The 14,108-nt window shown below is 65.6% G+C and carries 12 protein-coding genes and 1 tRNA gene; 5 read left to right on the top strand and 8 right to left on the bottom strand.

All coding sequences use genetic code 11. The features are described 5' to 3' along the window. Window positions 1-460: 460 nt before the first annotated feature. Complete coding sequence (locus tag LB520_RS16640; protein WP_224638196.1) at window positions 461-1,519, bottom strand: ornithine cyclodeaminase; 1,059 nt, start codon at window positions 1,517-1,519, stop codon at window positions 461-463. Between the two features lie 2 nt (window positions 1,520-1,521). Further along, a complete protein-coding gene (gene rocF / locus LB520_RS16635; RefSeq protein WP_224638195.1) occupies window positions 1,522-2,454 on the bottom strand; it encodes an arginase in 933 nt (310 codons plus the stop codon). A gap of 127 nt (window positions 2,455-2,581) precedes the next feature. On the opposite strand from rocF, the gene LB520_RS16630 reads away from it, so the two are divergent. Then, window positions 2,582-3,022 (top strand): Lrp/AsnC family transcriptional regulator, encoded by a 441-nt coding sequence (locus LB520_RS16630; protein WP_095769871.1) that lies wholly within the window; start codon window positions 2,582-2,584, stop codon window positions 3,020-3,022. Between the two features lie 185 nt (window positions 3,023-3,207). Here LB520_RS16630 and LB520_RS16625 read toward each other — a convergent pair whose 3' ends face one another. From LB520_RS16625 to LB520_RS16615, 3 genes are all read right to left on the bottom strand, one after another. Next, window positions 3,208-3,591, bottom strand: coding sequence for a hypothetical protein (locus tag LB520_RS16625; protein WP_224638194.1), 384 nt, complete (start codon window positions 3,589-3,591; stop codon window positions 3,208-3,210). A gap of 236 nt (window positions 3,592-3,827) precedes the next feature. Then, a complete protein-coding gene (locus tag LB520_RS16620; protein ID WP_095769841.1) occupies window positions 3,828-4,025 on the bottom strand; it encodes a hypothetical protein in 198 nt (65 codons plus the stop codon). Between the two features lie 724 nt (window positions 4,026-4,749). After that, window positions 4,750-4,824, bottom strand: a tRNA-Gly gene (locus tag LB520_RS16615). Between the two features lie 263 nt (window positions 4,825-5,087). Here LB520_RS16615 and LB520_RS16610 point away from each other — a divergent pair. The 4 genes from LB520_RS16610 (at window position 5,088) to LB520_RS16595 (ending at window position 7,920) form a co-directional block, all read left to right on the top strand. Next, the gene (locus tag LB520_RS16610; RefSeq protein ID WP_140845995.1) at window positions 5,088-5,582 is read left to right on the top strand and encodes a prolyl-tRNA synthetase associated domain-containing protein; all 495 of its coding nucleotides are present in this window, start codon (window positions 5,088-5,090) and stop codon (window positions 5,580-5,582) included. Between the two features lie 137 nt (window positions 5,583-5,719). Beyond that, complete coding sequence (gene trxA / locus LB520_RS16605; RefSeq protein ID WP_224638193.1) at window positions 5,720-6,712, top strand: thioredoxin; 993 nt, start codon at window positions 5,720-5,722, stop codon at window positions 6,710-6,712. A 270-nt stretch (window positions 6,713-6,982) separates the two neighbouring features. Next, complete coding sequence (locus tag LB520_RS16600) at window positions 6,983-7,654, top strand: LON peptidase substrate-binding domain-containing protein (RefSeq protein ID WP_095769837.1); 672 nt, start codon at window positions 6,983-6,985, stop codon at window positions 7,652-7,654. A gap of 23 nt (window positions 7,655-7,677) precedes the next feature. Beyond that, a complete protein-coding gene (locus LB520_RS16595) occupies window positions 7,678-7,920 on the top strand; it encodes a Trm112 family protein (RefSeq protein WP_095769836.1) in 243 nt (80 codons plus the stop codon). A 272-nt stretch (window positions 7,921-8,192) separates the two neighbouring features. Here LB520_RS16595 and LB520_RS16590 read toward each other — a convergent pair whose 3' ends face one another. Genes LB520_RS16590 through LB520_RS16580 form a run of 3 tightly spaced genes read right to left on the bottom strand, consistent with a single transcriptional unit; the run spans window position 8,193 to window position 14,024 of the window. Then, window positions 8,193-11,525, bottom strand: a complete 3,333-nt coding sequence (locus LB520_RS16590; protein ID WP_224638192.1) for an error-prone DNA polymerase — start codon at window positions 11,523-11,525, stop codon at window positions 8,193-8,195. Then, the gene (locus tag LB520_RS16585) at window positions 11,522-13,012 is read right to left on the bottom strand and encodes a DUF6504 family protein (protein ID WP_224638191.1); all 1,491 of its coding nucleotides are present in this window, start codon (window positions 13,010-13,012) and stop codon (window positions 11,522-11,524) included. The genes LB520_RS16590 and LB520_RS16585 overlap by 4 nt, the downstream gene beginning before the upstream one ends. Next, a complete protein-coding gene (locus tag LB520_RS16580) occupies window positions 12,954-14,024 on the bottom strand; it encodes an ImuA family protein (protein WP_224638279.1) in 1,071 nt (356 codons plus the stop codon). The genes LB520_RS16585 and LB520_RS16580 overlap by 59 nt, the downstream gene beginning before the upstream one ends. Window positions 14,025-14,108: the final 84 nt, after the last annotated feature.

The following is a 14,108-nucleotide window of genomic DNA, read 5'->3' as shown; positions in this document are numbered from 1 at the left end:
TTTCATCTATGGCATGCACACCTTTCAAAGCGGCCGGCCTTTGGCGATAGCGTGCATGGCAGCGCGCTGGTCGACCCCACTCCGTCTCGGCTTCGCCGAGCCACCTCTCCCCCGATCGACGGGGTAGAGGAAAGGCGCCAAGCTTTTTGCCGTCAATGCTGGTCCAGCAACGCTCCCTTCCTTTCCCTCCGGAGGGGGAAAGGTGGCGCTGCGAAGCAGCGACGGATTGGGGGAACCACCTGGCAATCAAGCCTCGGCCTGATCAGGCGCGCCAGTCACAGAAGATGTGCATAGAGTAGCCCATTTCATGAGGCGCTAATCGCCGAGGGCGCGGCCTTTACAAGCTTGGGTTCCTCGCACCCGCCAGAGGCGGGGAGAGGTCGCTCGGCGAAGCCGAGACGGAGAGGGGGAGCGCCCTGTGCGATTATCCCGCCGTATGAAATCGCCTCAGCGAACCCCCTCAAGCCGCCGGCTGCATGGCGGCCCTGAGCAGCATGCCGAACAGGTCGCGCGGCTCGTCGGGGTCGGCGAGCAGGTCGAGCTCCTCATAGAGGCCGGTGGCCTGGAGCTGGTCGCGGACGTAGCGCAGCGCGGAAAAATCTTCCGTGGCGAAGCCGACGGAATCGAACAGCGTGATCTGCTCGGGCGACTTGCGGCCCTCGGCCTTCCCGGTCATCACCTGCCACAGCTCGGTCACCGGATGATCGGCGTCGAGCTGCTGGATCTCGCCCTCGATGCGGGTCTGCGGCGGGAACTCGACGAAGATGTCGGAGCGCAAGAGGATGTCGCGGTGCAGCTCGGTCTTGCCGGGGCAGTCGCCGCCGACCGCGTTGATGTGGACGCCGGCGCCGACCATGTTGTCGGTAAGGATCGTGGCATACTGCTTGTCGGCGGTAACCGTGGTGATGATGTCGACGCCTTCCACGGCATCCTGCCCGGTCGAGCAGATGGTGATATCGAACCCCTTGCCGGCGAGGTTGCGGGCGCATTTTTCCGAGGCCGAGCGGTCGATGTCGTAGAGCCGCAGCCGGTCGATGCCGACGAGCGCCTTGAAGGCGATGGCCTGGAATTCGGACTGGGCGCCATTGCCGATGATGGCCATGGCTTGGCTGTTCTTCGGCGCCAGGTATTTTGCCGCTACCGCCGAGGTGGCGGCGGTGCGCAGCGCCGTCAGGATGGTCATCTCGGTCAACAGCATCGGATAGCCGGAGCCGACATCGGCGAGCACGCCGAAAGCGGTGACGGTCTGGCGTCCTTCGCGCATGTTCTTCGGATGGCCGTTGACATATTTGAAGCCGTACATCTTGCCGTCGCTGGTCGGCATCAGCTCGATGACGCCGTCATGGCTGTGCGAGGCGATGCGCGGCGTCTTGTCGAACAGCTCCCAGCGGCGGAAATCCTCCTCGATATAGGCAGCGAGCTCGGTGAGGAAGCGCTCGACGCCGATGGCGAGCACCAGCTTCATCATGCGATCGACGCTGACAAAGGGAACGATGGCAAGGCGCGAAGGCTGGGTCATGATCAGAGGTTTCCGGAATGGCTGCGGGTCGGGCGATCCATGATGCGGCGGCCCATCAGGCTGGCAGTGAGGTCGACCATCAGGGTGGCGGTACGGCCGCGCTCGTCGAGGAAGGGGTTCAGTTCGACCAGGTCGAGGCTTGAGACGAGGCCTGAGTCGGACAGCATCTCCATCACCAGATGCGCCTCGCGGAAGGTGGCGCCGCCGGGCACGGTGGTGCCGACGGCCGGCGCGATCGAAGGGTCGAGGAAATCGACGTCGAGGCTGACATGCAAGAGCCCGTTCTCCTCCTCGACGCGGGCCAGGAAGGCGCGCAGCAGCGGGGCGATGCCGTGCTCGTCGATGGCGCGCATGTCGTGCACGGTGACGCCGGCTTCAGTAAGCGCGCGGCGCTCGGCCGGATCGACGCTGCGCAGGCCGATGGCGCAGATGCGGGCCGGGTCGACGGCTTGCGGCAGATCCGGGAAATAGCCCTGAAAACCGGCCTGGCCGCTGGCATAGGCGAGCGGCACGCCGTGCAGATTGCCGCTGGTGGTGGTGTCGAGCGTGTGGAAATCGGGATGCGCGTCGAGCCACAGCACGAAGAGCGGCCGTCCGCGCTCGGCCGCGCGGCGCGCCACGCCCGACATAGTGCCGGCGGAGATCGAATGGTCGCCGCCGAGGAAGATCGGCATGGCGTCCCGCGAAGCCGCGTAGGCGGTCTCGGCGATCGCCGCCGTCCAGGCGGAGATCTCCGGCAGCGCCTTCAGCGCGAGATTGCCGTGCGCCACGGGCCGCGCCGCGGCTTTCTCGACCGCGCCCCAGTCCTCGACCTGGTGGCCGAGCTCGGCCAGCACCGAGACCAGCCCTGCTGTGCGCAGCGCGCTCGGCCCCATCTCGCATCCCATCCTGCCCGCGCCGTCCTGCACCGGCGCGCCGACGATCCTGCAGCGCATCTTTTCTCACCTTGCGATTGATCGAAGGAGTGAACCATCAGCCGCTGGCGGCTTGAACAGTGAAAATTGGCATTTCGAGAAGACTAATCTATCATAATGGTCGGACGATTTGATCGAAATGGGAGCCATGGACGCGCTGGACGAGAAACTGGTGACGCTGCTGAGGCACGATGCGCGGCGCAGTGTATCCGACCTCGCCATCGATCTCGGCGTGTCGCGCGCCACGGTCAGGTCGCGCATGGAACGGCTGGAAAAGTCCGGCGAGATCATCGGCTACACGGTGGTGCTGCGCGCCGACGCGGTCGATCAGAAGATACGCGGCGTGATGACGATCGAGATCGAAGGCCATGCCGCCGACCGCGTCGTCAAGGCGCTCGGCGGCCTCGCCGAGGTCTCGACCATCCACACCACCAACGGCCGCTGGGACCTGGTGGTCGAGCTCGGCACCGCCACGCTGACGGACTTTGACGCGGTGCTGCGGCGCATCCGGCTGATCCCCGGCATTACGGGGAGCGAGACAAGCCTGCTGCTGGCGACGCCGAGGACGACACGGGCGCGGCTGGCGTAGCGGCAGGATCGGTGACGGCAGCGCCAAGGCGTGAAGCGGTTCGGCGATCTTGCGAAACGCCGGGCCGCTTCAGGTTCTTATTTCGTGCGCGGGCCGAAAGCGACGGCGCCGGGCCGGAGCGCGATCCGGCTTTCCCGGAATTGCTCCAGGACTGCCGCATCGCACCGCTCAGCTAATTCAGGGGGTCAGCCGTTCGGATAATAGCCGCCGTCCGAGCCGTCGCCCATATAGATTCCCTGGCCGGTAGCGTTTCGGAGCCGCTGATCCAGCTCATTGATCCGCCCGATCGCAGAACGGCCGCCGGCGGGCTGGATGCTATCGGCCTGCCGCATCAGGTCGCGAGCCTGTTCCTGCGTGATCTTGCCGGCCTGCCTGGCCGCACGGATGCCTTGCTTCACGCCAAGCAGCTGCTGCGTCACGGCTCTCGCTTCGGGCTCCGCCGGCGCTGACGCCGTGGTCATTGTGTCGACCTGCGCCCTATGGTGGCGGTGCACGGCATAGGCGCTCGAAAGCGGTATGGCCGCGAAGATCGAGGCGGCCGCGATGAGTTTTGGGGTGAAAGAACGCATGATGACATCTCCTCGTGATGGAGGAAGCGGCAAGACCGCTTTTTCCGAAAACGGGCCGTCCGGTCGCGTCGTGTCGCGGTGCTGGCCATTCGCCGCCGGCGGATCTCGGCCCAGGGAGGAGATATAGAAACCGCCGCGGCGTTGAAATGGAGCAGCACGCAAACGTTATCCGATGTGATCTGGGGTTGAATCGCCGATGCGCCGTCGGCGAGGCGGGTTCCCAAGGCCGGCCGTCTTCAGGCGACGCTGGCTAGCGGGATCGGCCAATCGATGGCTTGCTCGATTGGCCCGGCATTGGCCTGGTCGGCAAGTTGCTCGGCTTCGCGTTGCGTCAACCCGATCAGCAGCCTGCCTGCTATCTCCGCCGGGAGATCGGAAACCAGATCGCAGACAAGCCAGTCGTCGCAAGGATCCTGTATTGCTGCGAACCTCATAGGCGCTCCTTGTTTTAGCGCAAGCTAAAGTTCCGATGATGCCCAATCGTTCCATTGCGGGGCGATCAAATATCGAGAAAGAGGCACGGCCGAGCGCGGCACCGAGAGGAATTCATTTGCCTGGCCCGCGAGCTGCTCCGCCTCCTCACGAGTCGGGCCAAGCAGCAACATGTGCGGCATTCGCGCCGGGAAACCGGACCGCAAATCGAACACCATCCGTTGGCCGCACGGATCCTGTAAGGCTGTGAACCTCATGGCCGACGTTCTATGTTTGCTTTGACGCAACTCCGAACGGAAGACTACGGCGAAGTCGCCGAGGATAACCGCTCATACTTTCCTGGAATTGCTCCAGCTATGCCCCAACGTAACGACTTGCGGGAATGCCTCCCGCGAGACTGCCCGGCCGGATTATTCCAGCACTTTCACACAACATATAGTTGTCGGGCGCCCGGCAAAAGAGGCTCTACAGTCCCTTCGGCATGCGACTCAAGTCTGATGGGCAGCGGATACTTTCCGGATAGCGGACGTGGCTGTTTGAAGGAAAAATATCGCTTGAACCATCTGCGAGATATTTCACGGGAGATCCGTGGGGATGCGGCAATGCGCGTTGCCAACGGTCCAGACGTAACTCCGGCGCGGTGCCGGGCGGGTTTCCCCCAGGCCACAAACGCGAAAAAGCCGCGGAGACCGCGGCTTTTCGTTTGCTTGATCCCTTGAAGGAAACTGGAGCGGGTGAGGCGATTCGAACGCCCGACCCCAACCTTGGCAAGGTTGTGCTCTACCCCTGAGCTACACCCGCTCGCGCGGCCTTGGGCCGCAAGCCGCGCCTATATGGCCGAAGAGCGCGGCGATTGCAACAGGGAAATGACGGTCTTTTTTGGCGTGAATTCTCCCCACGGCGACGTTCGCTTCAAAAGCATCGAAGCGGCGGCGAAACCGGACTGCTCGCAAATCCGCAGGCAAGCCGCCGCCCGCTTTGCCCGCAATGGCTCCGGCGGCCTTGCCCCGATGGCACCGTTGGCCGTAAACGGCATGAGCCCTTTTTTGACCGCGCGAGGACCGATGCCGAAGACCGAAGCCGAGCTCAACGAATTTCTTGCCGATCTCGGCATTTCCGTCTCGACGGTCAGGCACCCGCCGCTGTTCACGGTCGCCGATTCGCAAGGCCTGCGCGGCGAGATTCCCGGCGGCCACACTAAGAACCTGTTCCTCAAGGACAAGAAGGACAATTATTTCCTCGTCACCGTCGGCGAGGACGCCGTGGTCGACCTGAAGCAGATCCACCACCTGATCGGCGCCGCCAGCCGGGTGTCATTCGGCAAGCCGGAAATGCTGATGGAGCTGCTCGGCGTCATCCCCGGCGCGGTCACCGTTTTCGGCCTGATCAACGACACGGAAGGCAAGGTCAAGGTCGTGCTCGACGAGGCGTTGATGAGCCACGACGTCATCAACGGCCATCCGCTGACCAATGAGGCGACGACCTCGATCGCCGCCGCCGACCTGATCAGATTCGTCGAGGCAACCGGCCATGATCCTGTTATCCTGAAAGTCTCATGACCTTGAAAGTGCCCTTGCCTTGAAGGCCTTATTGCCTTGAAACTCGGGGGCTGATCGCCACATGGAAGGCGGTTGCGAAATCCGACAATGACGCGCCGGGCGCCGACGCCTGAGAGCGTGACCGAAAGGGCGACAAGATGAGTGACAACAATCCGTATAGCGGCGCGTTTGGCGGCAATGGCGGCCAGTATGCCCAGACGGTGCAATATGGCGGCGGCGACCGCGCCAAGGTTTCGCTCGGCGACGGGCCGGCGGCGGCCGACCTGATCAAGGACACCACAACCGCGACTTTCGCCGCCGACGTCATCCAGGAATCGCGCCGCCAGCCGGTGCTGGTCGACTTCTGGGCGCCATGGTGCGGGCCTTGCAAGCAGCTGACGCCGCAGCTCGAAAAGGCGGTGAAGAACGCCGGCGGCAAGGTCAAGCTGGCCAAGATGAACATCGACGATCATCCCTCGATCGCCGGCCAGCTCGGCATCCAGTCGATTCCCGCGGTCATCGCCTTCAAGGACGGCCAGCCCGTCGACGGTTTCATGGGCGCGGTTCCGGAAAGCCAGGTCGCCCAATTCATCGAGAAGGTCGGCGGCAAGGGCGGCGGCGCGCCGCAGATCGCCGACGCGCTTGCGGCGGCGGCCGAGGCGCGCACGGCCGGCGACGTCCAGACCGCGGCCGATATCTACGACGCGGTCCTCGAGCAGGCGCCGGAGACGATCGAGGCGGTCGCAGGCCTGGGCGAGATCCTGTACGATGCCGGGGACGTGAAAGGCGCCGAGGCCGTGCTGGCGCGAGCGCCCGAGGACAAGAAGGACGCGCCCGCGCTGGCTGCGCTGCGCGCCAAGATGACGCTTGCCGCGGAAGCGGCCGCGCTCGGCAATCCGGACGAGCTCGAGCGCCGGCTCGCCGCCAACCCCGCCGACCATCAGGCGCGCTTCGATCTGGCGATGATCCAGAACGCGCGCGGCGAGCGCGACGCGGCCGCCGACAATCTGCTGGCGATCGTCAAGGCCGACCGGACCTGGAACGACGACGGCGCCAGGGCGCAGCTGTTGAAGCTATTCGAAGCCTGGGGAATGACCGACGAGGCGACGCTCGCGGCACGCCGCAAGCTCTCGTCGCTGCTGTTCTCGTAGGACGGTTTCGGCGATTCACAGAGCCGCCGAACCGCTTTAAGTTCGGTTTGCGCAATTCCAGACGGAAAGCTGCGGCGAATTTGCCGACCCCAACTGATACTTTCCCGGAATTGCCGTGAATTTTTTGCCGGCTGTCGCGGCCGGCAGGCTTGCGCAGTGGGACATCAGCGCCAGATAAGGGCGGGCCGGATGCCGATCGTGACGAATTTGCCGGTGCGAGAGGAGATTGCAGCTTGATACGCTTGCCGGCGTTGCTTTGGGAGGGTCGCGGTGCGCGTCGGTAACGCACTTTACAGGCTTGCCAAGGATCTGCCGGCGGCAATCCCGGTTTTCCCGCTCGCCGGCGCGCTGCTTCTGCCGGGCGGCCGCATGCCGCTCAACGTTTTCGAGCCGCGCTATCTGCAGATGATCGATCTGGCGATGGCCGGCTCGCGGCTGATCGGCATGATCCAGCCCAGCCTCGACGGCGCATTGCGGGACGACGGCGAGCCTGAACTGTGCAGCGTCGGCTGCGCCGGGCGCATCATCTCGCTCGCCGAGACGGGCGACGGGCGCTATTTGATCTCGCTGCAGGGCGTGTGCCGGTTTCGCATTGTGCAGGAGCTTACGGCAAAGGCGCCGTTCCGGCAGTGCAAGATCGCGCCGTTTCTCGCCGACCTCGAGGAAGACCCGGCCGGCGCCGACGTCGACCGGCCGGCGCTGCTCAAGGCTTTTCGTTCCTATCTGCAGGCCAACGACCTTGAGGCCGACTGGGAAAGCGTCAGCCGCGCCGAAAACGGCATGCTGGTCAACGCGCTGTCGATGATGGCGCCCTACGGGCCGGCCGAGAAGCAGGCGCTGCTGGAAGCGCCGGACCTGAAGACGCGCGCCGAAACGCTGATCGCCATCACCGAAATGACGCTGGCGCGCGAGGATGATGAGTTTGGCTCGAGTCTACAATAGCTTGCCGGCACGGGGATGAGTTCATGGCGGACGGACGGGACGGACGAAAAGCCACGGTCGACCCGAAGCTGCTGGAGCTGCTCGCCTGCCCGCTGACCAAAGGACCGCTAACCTGGGACCCCGAGCGCAACGAGCTGGTCTCGCGCGTGGCGAAGCTCGCCTATCCGGTGCGCGACGGCATCCCGATCATGCTGCCCTCGGAGGCGCGCACGATCTCGGCCGAGGACATGCTAACCCCACCGCCGCGGCTCGGCGGGGCTTCGTGAGTGGGCTGTGCTTGGTACAGTGACGTAGGTAGGCGATCCTTCGCGCCCCCCTCTGGCCTGCCGGCCATCTCCCCCTCTAGGGGGGAGATTGGCAGCTTGGGCCTCCCGTCCATTCTGCAGTGTAGGAGATTAGCGAAAAGCCGGCGTGACGTCTGATCTCCCCCCTTGAGGGGGAGATGTCCGGTAGGACAGAGGGGGGGCGCTGTCCCGCCGACATCAAAGTTGTGCATCGTGACGGCACACGCAGTCGGGCGTCAGCTTCCCGTATCGTTCTACTGAAAATTCCGCCCTTTCGGCATGACTTGTTGCGCGGCACCCGACAGGGCCTCGATCTCCTGATGGACAGGCCGGCCGCGGTTTGCGGCGGCTCCAACCGGCCGTTCGGCGGGATTATGCTCGATGACCGGTCGGTTGGCGGACTCCAGCAGCACGCCCAGCCAGGACGTCAAATCCTCCACCCGGTCGGCGACGATGTGGATGACGTCCGATTCATGCTGCAGCTTGCCGGTGACGCGGATGAAGCGCGCGCCCATGACCACCGGGCGGAAGCGGTCGAAGACGCGTGGCCAGATGATGACGTTGGCGATCGATTTTTCGTCTTCCAGCGTGAGGAAAATGGCATTGCCCTTGCCCGGACGCTGGCGCACCAGCACCAGCCCGGCGACGGAAACGCGGCGGCCGTCGCGCACAGACGGCAAACGGGCGTTGGGGGTGACGCCGGCGCGATCCAGCCGTTCGCGCAGGAAGGCGACGGGATGCTCCTTCAGCGACAGGCCGAGCGAGCGGTAGTCGTGCACGACATGCTCGCCGAGCGGCATTTTCGGCAGCTTCGTTTCCGGCTCCAGCTCGCGCAGGCCGAGCGACGGCCGATCGAACAGCGGCAGTTTCTCGGCGGCGCTCTTGCCGTCAAGGGCGCGGACTTCCCAGAGCGCGGCACGGCGGTCGAGGCCGATCGAGCGGAAGGCGTCCGCCTGCGCCAATCGTTCGATCTCGCCGACATCGAGGCCCGAGCGCAGCCAGACGTCCCTGACGGAACGATAGCCGTCGCCGCGGCGGGCGACGACTATATCCATGCGCTCTTCGGACAGGCCCTTGATCTGGCGGAAGCCGAGACGGACGGCGTGAGCCGTCTCGATGACGCCGCGCATCGAGGCGTGGCGCTCGAGGATGCGGGACGGATCGAAGGCGGCTTCCTCCAGCGTGCAGTCCCAGACGGAATGATTGATGTCGACCTCGCGCACCTCGACACCATGGTCGCACGCATCGCGCACGAGCTGGGCCGGCTGGTAAAAACCCATCGGCTGGGAATTCAGGATCGCGGCGCAGAACACGTCGGGATAAAAGGTCTTGAACCAGCAGGAGGCATAGACAAGCAGCGCGAAGGAGGCGGCGTGGCTTTCGGGAAAGCCATATTCGCCAAAACCTTCGATCTGCTTGAAGCAGCGCTCGGCGAACTCTCTGGGATAGCCCTTCTTGACCATCCCCTCGACCATTCGCGTTTCATAGTTTCCGATCGTGCCGGTGCGTTTGAAGGTCGCCATGGCGCGGCGCAACTCGTCTGCCTCACCCGGCTTGAAGCCGCCGGCGACAATGGCGATCTTCATCGCCTGCTCCTGGAACAAAGGCACTCCAAGGGTCTTGCCGAGAATCTCTTCCAACTCAGGCTTGGGGTATTCGGCCTTCTCTTTGCCTTGCCGCCGACGCAGATAGGGATGCACCATGTCGCCCTGGATCGGGCCGGGGCGCACGATCGCCACCTCGATGACAAGGTCGTAGAAATTTGCCGGCTTGAGGCGCGGCAGCATCGACATCTGCGCACGCGACTCGATCTGGAAGACGCCGAGCGTGTCGGCTCTTTGGATCATGGCGTAAACGCGCCTGTCCTCCTCGGGAAGGGTCGCGAGCACATAAGGCTGTCCAAACGGATCCCGCGCCCGCGGATAATGATCGGTGAGCAAGGTGAAGGCGCGCTTCAGGCAGGTCAGCATGCCGAGCGCCAGCACGTCCACCTTGAGGATCTTCACAGCATCGAGATCGTCCTTGTCCCACTCGACCATCTTGCGCTCCTCCATCGCCGTCTTGACGATGGGCACGACCTCGTCGAGCCGGTCGCGGGTGATGACGAAGCCGCCGACATGCTGGGAAAGATGGCGGGGAAAGCCCATGATCTCGTTGGCGCGCTCCAGCACCTGCCGCGACAGCGGATCGGTGCGGTCGAGGCCGCCGGCATTGGCTTCCCTTTCGCCGAGCTCGGAGGTCGACCAGCCCCAGATGGTGCTGGAGAGCGCGCTGCGGACATCCTCCGACAAGCCCATGGCCTTGGCCACCTCGCGCAGGGCCGAGCGGCCGCGATAGCTGATGACGGCGGCGGCCAAGGCGGTGCGCTTGGCGCTGTATTTCGTATAGATGTACTGAATGACCTCTTCGCGCCGCTCATGCTCGAAGTCGACGTCGATGTCGGGCGGCTCGTTGCGCTCCTCCGAGATGAAACGCTCGAACAAGGTGTCGATGCGCTCGGGTCCGACCTCGGTGATGCCGATGCAGAAGCAGATGATCGAATTGGCGGCCGAACCGCGGCCTTGGCAAAGGATGCCTTGGCTGCGGGCGAATTTGACGATGTCATGGACGGTGAGGAAATAGCGGGCATAGTTCAGGCGCTCGATCAAGACGAGCTCGCTGTCGATGCGTTTCAGCACATCCTCGGGAACGCCGGCCGGATAGCGAACGGCCGCGCCTTCCCGCGCCAACCGTTCGAGCTCGGCCTGCGGTCCAAGCCCGGATTCGGTCGGCTCGTCCGGATAATTGTATTCGAGGTCGCTGAGCGAGAAGGCGAGCTCGTCGGCGAAGCGCAGCGTCTCGGCCAACGCCTGCGGGTGACGGCGGAAAAGGCGCGCCATCTCCAGCGGCGGCTTCAGGTGGCGCTCGGCATTGGCCATCAGCTCCAGCCCGACCTCGGAAACCGGCGTGTTGAGGCGGATCGCGGTCAGCACGTCCTGCAGCGGACGGCGATCGGCGGCATGGTAGAGCACGTCGTTGGTCGCCATCAGCGGGACGCGGGCATGCTCGGCCATCGCGGAAGCCTGCTCGATGCGGAAACGGTCGTTGCCGGCATAATCCGGCGCCACGGCCAGCCGGAGCGCTGCGCCGAAGCGATCCTTAAACCGGCTAATGAATGCCAGGTTGTCTTGTGCGCCTGCCGACAGATCGGGCAGGATCGCCAGCGACATCCGATCGCCCCATTCGAGCAGGTCGCTCAACTGGAGCAGCGTCGCGCCCTTCTCGTTCTCGTCGCGCAGATTGGCTTGCGTGAGCATGCGGCAGAGATGCCCCCAGCCCTGGCGGTCGCGGGGATAGGCGAGGATGTCCGGCGTGCCGTCGCCAAACACCAGGCGGCAGCCGGGATGGTAGGCGAGCTTTTCCACCCTGGCCTGTTGCCAGGCGCGCACGACGCCGGCGACCGTGTTGCGGTCGGCAAGGCCGATCGAGGCAAAACCGTAGAACTTCGCCGTCACCACCAGCTCTTCGGGTTTCGAAGCGCCGCGCAGGAAGGAGAAATTCGAGCTTATGCCGAACTCGGCATAGGGGATGACGGTCAGCGCATTCATGCGAACACCCCATGCATGAACCAGCGCGGCGGCGCGGCCTGCGCGGCGCTGCTGTAGAGGCCCTGGCGGTAGAGCCAGTAGCGGCGTCCCTCGCTGTCCTCGATGCGGTAATAGTCGCGGGTCGGCGCCTCTTCCTCGCCGGGCAGCTGGCGCCACCATTCGGCGGCGATGCGCTCCGGCCCCTCGGCGCGGGCGACACGGTAGAGCGCGCGCCGCCAGCGGAAATTCATCGGCGGTCCCTCCGGGATCTCGGTCGCCGGCACCTCGATCGGCTCGGGCGAGCGGAACAGGCGCACCGGCCGCTCCGGCGGGTAAACGGTCATTGGTGGCGCTGTTCGGGGCGGCGGCGTCCGTCCGGCCGCCGGCGCGCGTCCTTGCGGCGCTTCGGCGAAAGGCACGGTTTTGACGGCGCGTTCCGGCAGATGGCTTTCGACGACCACCGGCTTCAGCACGGCGGCTTCGCCGAGACGTGCGCGGACGCGGTCGGCAAAGAGCGCGATGTCGGCGTCATCGTCGTCGGTCTCGCCGGTGAGGTCGCCCTGAACCAAGTCGAAGGCCGCGACCGACAGCACGGACAGCCGCACGAGATCGAAGCCGAAGCCGGCGTCGATGCTCTGCTCCAGCGCGGTGAGCCGCTCATGGAACAGTTTTTGGATCAGCCGCGGCTCGCGCATCGGGCGCGAGGTGCCGACGGCGATGCGGTTGACGGCGCCATCGACGCGGAAGAGAAGCAGCGCCAGCGTCCTTGCGCCCTCGCCGCGGCGTTCGAGGTCGGTCTTCAAGGCGATCGCCAGCCGGCTCACCAGCCGCTCGATGTCGTCGGTGAGCACGACCGGCTCGGCAAGATGGCGCTCGACCGAGAGCGGCGCGACGGGAAGGCGCGGCGACACGGCCTCGTCGAGGCGGCCGAGCGCCTGGTCGAGGCGCAGAAGCAAGGTGGCGCCGAAACGGCGGGCAAGCGGCGCGCGCGGTGCTGCCATCACCGCGCCGGCGGTGCGCAGGCCCACACTTTCCAGGCTGGCGCGGGTTTCCGGCGCGATGCGCAGCGCCGACAAGGGCAGCGGCGAAAGCAGCGCCTCCTCCTCGCCGCCGGCCACGATGCGATCGCCATGGAAGCGCGCCGCCGCCCAAGCGGCGCCCGGCGTCGAGGCCAGCCCGGCGCGGACATCGAAGCCCTGCTGGAAGAAGCGGGCGAGGATCTCGTCCTGCATGGCGCGCTCGCCGCCGAACAGATGCGTGCAGCCGGTGACGTCGAGGAACAGCCCGTCCTCGCCGTCGATCGCCACCAGCGGCGTGTAGCGGTCGCACCAGTCGGCAAGGCCTTCGAGCAGGCGGCGGTCGGCTTCCGGGTCTGCCTCGACCACATCGATCGAGGGATGCATGGCGCGCGCATCGGCGATGCCCATGCCGCGCTTCAATCTGAGCGCCTCAGCCCGCTCGTCGAGGGCTGCGATGCGCTGGGTGTTGTTGTCGCGATGGCTGATCACCAGCGGCGGCTGAGGCGACGGCAGGCGATGCGAGGGCCGGGAACGCCAGGACCGCCCCAGACGCTGGCGCAGGATCCGCTCCGCGGCCAGATGCGGGAACCACAGCGACAGAATTCTCTGTTCTTTCTGCAAAAGCGTGCTCATCGGGGTTCCACTCCAGTGTGAACTGTCCAGGCAGGGCCGTGCGGCTCTTGCCGATATCGACTTTGAAGGCGGGGCGGCCGATCGAGCCGGCGAGCGGCCCGGCGAGGGTCTCGCGGCTTGCCGCGGGCGCCGCCGAAACGATGAGGCGCACCGGAGCGGCGGTGGGATCGGCCTCGCCGGCCTGGCGCAGCAACAGCAGGGGGCGGCCGGCGCTCCGGGCCCGCGCATGCAGCCGGCGCGTGGCGGTGAGGTCGAGAAGCCGCTGACTGCCGCGGATCTCGAGGATGACCGCGGCAAAGGCCGTCATGCGGGCCGCCTCCTCGGCAATCCACAGCGCGTCGAGCAGCTTCGGCGCCTCGGAAAACAGCAATTGCCCAGGCTCGATGCCGAATAGGGCGTGAAGGCCCCTGGCATAGGGCATGCCGGCCTCGTGGAAGATTTCCGCCGTGCCGACCCAGAGGATCGGCAGACCCTGCTTCTCCCTGAGGACCAGGCTTACGAGCGAGAGCGCGAAGCCGGCAACGGCGCCGGCATCGCGGGTCTCCAGGCCATGGATTTCGCTGAGCGCCGCCTTGGGCAGGCCGCCGCCAAGCGCTGCATCGAGCCTATCGATGCCGGTGTGCAGGAAGGCATCCGCCGAAGCCACGGCAAGGCCGCGCCGGACAATCGTCATGTCCGGCCCGGCGGCATCGCTGGATGTTTGGTTTTGCGCCATTCCGGACGGAAAACTGCTTCGCACTTTTCCTGGAATTGCTTCGGGCGCGCACCCCGAGGGCGCCTGCAGGCGCTCGGGCAGCGTTCCCTCGATCTTCGCGATCTGGCGGCGCAGGGCAAAAACAGTGTCCCGCGCCACGGCGCTCATCGCCATGACGTTCACTTCCAGCAGCATTGTTCCCGTTATGTTCCTATAGATTCCAGAGGCGCCCGGAAGAGTCAAGCAGAGTCGCAAGGA

The organism is Mesorhizobium sp. CA12, from assembly GCF_020165255.1.
Classification (GTDB): domain Bacteria; phylum Pseudomonadota; class Alphaproteobacteria; order Rhizobiales; family Rhizobiaceae; genus Mesorhizobium.
The sequence above is the reverse complement of the archived record's forward strand: the minus strand, read 5'-3'. Positions and strand labels throughout refer to the sequence as shown.

Coding starts and splice junctions, on each gene's coding strand:
- LB520_RS16640 (WP_224638196.1), bottom strand. CDS start 1,519: ATGACCCAGCCTTCGCGCCTTGCCATCGTTCCCTTTGTCAGCGTCGAT.
- rocF (WP_224638195.1), bottom strand. CDS start 2,454: ATGCGCTGCAGGATCGTCGGCGCGCCGGTGCAGGACGGCGCGGGCAGG.
- LB520_RS16630 (WP_095769871.1), top strand. CDS start 2,582: ATGGACGCGCTGGACGAGAAACTGGTGACGCTGCTGAGGCACGATGCG.
- LB520_RS16625 (WP_224638194.1), bottom strand. CDS start 3,591: ATGCGTTCTTTCACCCCAAAACTCATCGCGGCCGCCTCGATCTTCGCG.
- LB520_RS16620 (WP_095769841.1), bottom strand. CDS start 4,025: ATGAGGTTCGCAGCAATACAGGATCCTTGCGACGACTGGCTTGTCTGC.
- LB520_RS16610 (WP_140845995.1), top strand. CDS start 5,088: ATGCCGAAGACCGAAGCCGAGCTCAACGAATTTCTTGCCGATCTCGGC.
- trxA (WP_224638193.1), top strand. CDS start 5,720: ATGAGTGACAACAATCCGTATAGCGGCGCGTTTGGCGGCAATGGCGGC.
- LB520_RS16595 (WP_095769836.1), top strand. CDS start 7,678: ATGGCGGACGGACGGGACGGACGAAAAGCCACGGTCGACCCGAAGCTG.
- LB520_RS16590 (WP_224638192.1), bottom strand. CDS start 11,525: ATGAATGCGCTGACCGTCATCCCCTATGCCGAGTTCGGCATAAGCTCG.
- LB520_RS16580 (WP_224638279.1), bottom strand. CDS start 14,024: ATGGCGATGAGCGCCGTGGCGCGGGACACTGTTTTTGCCCTGCGCCGC.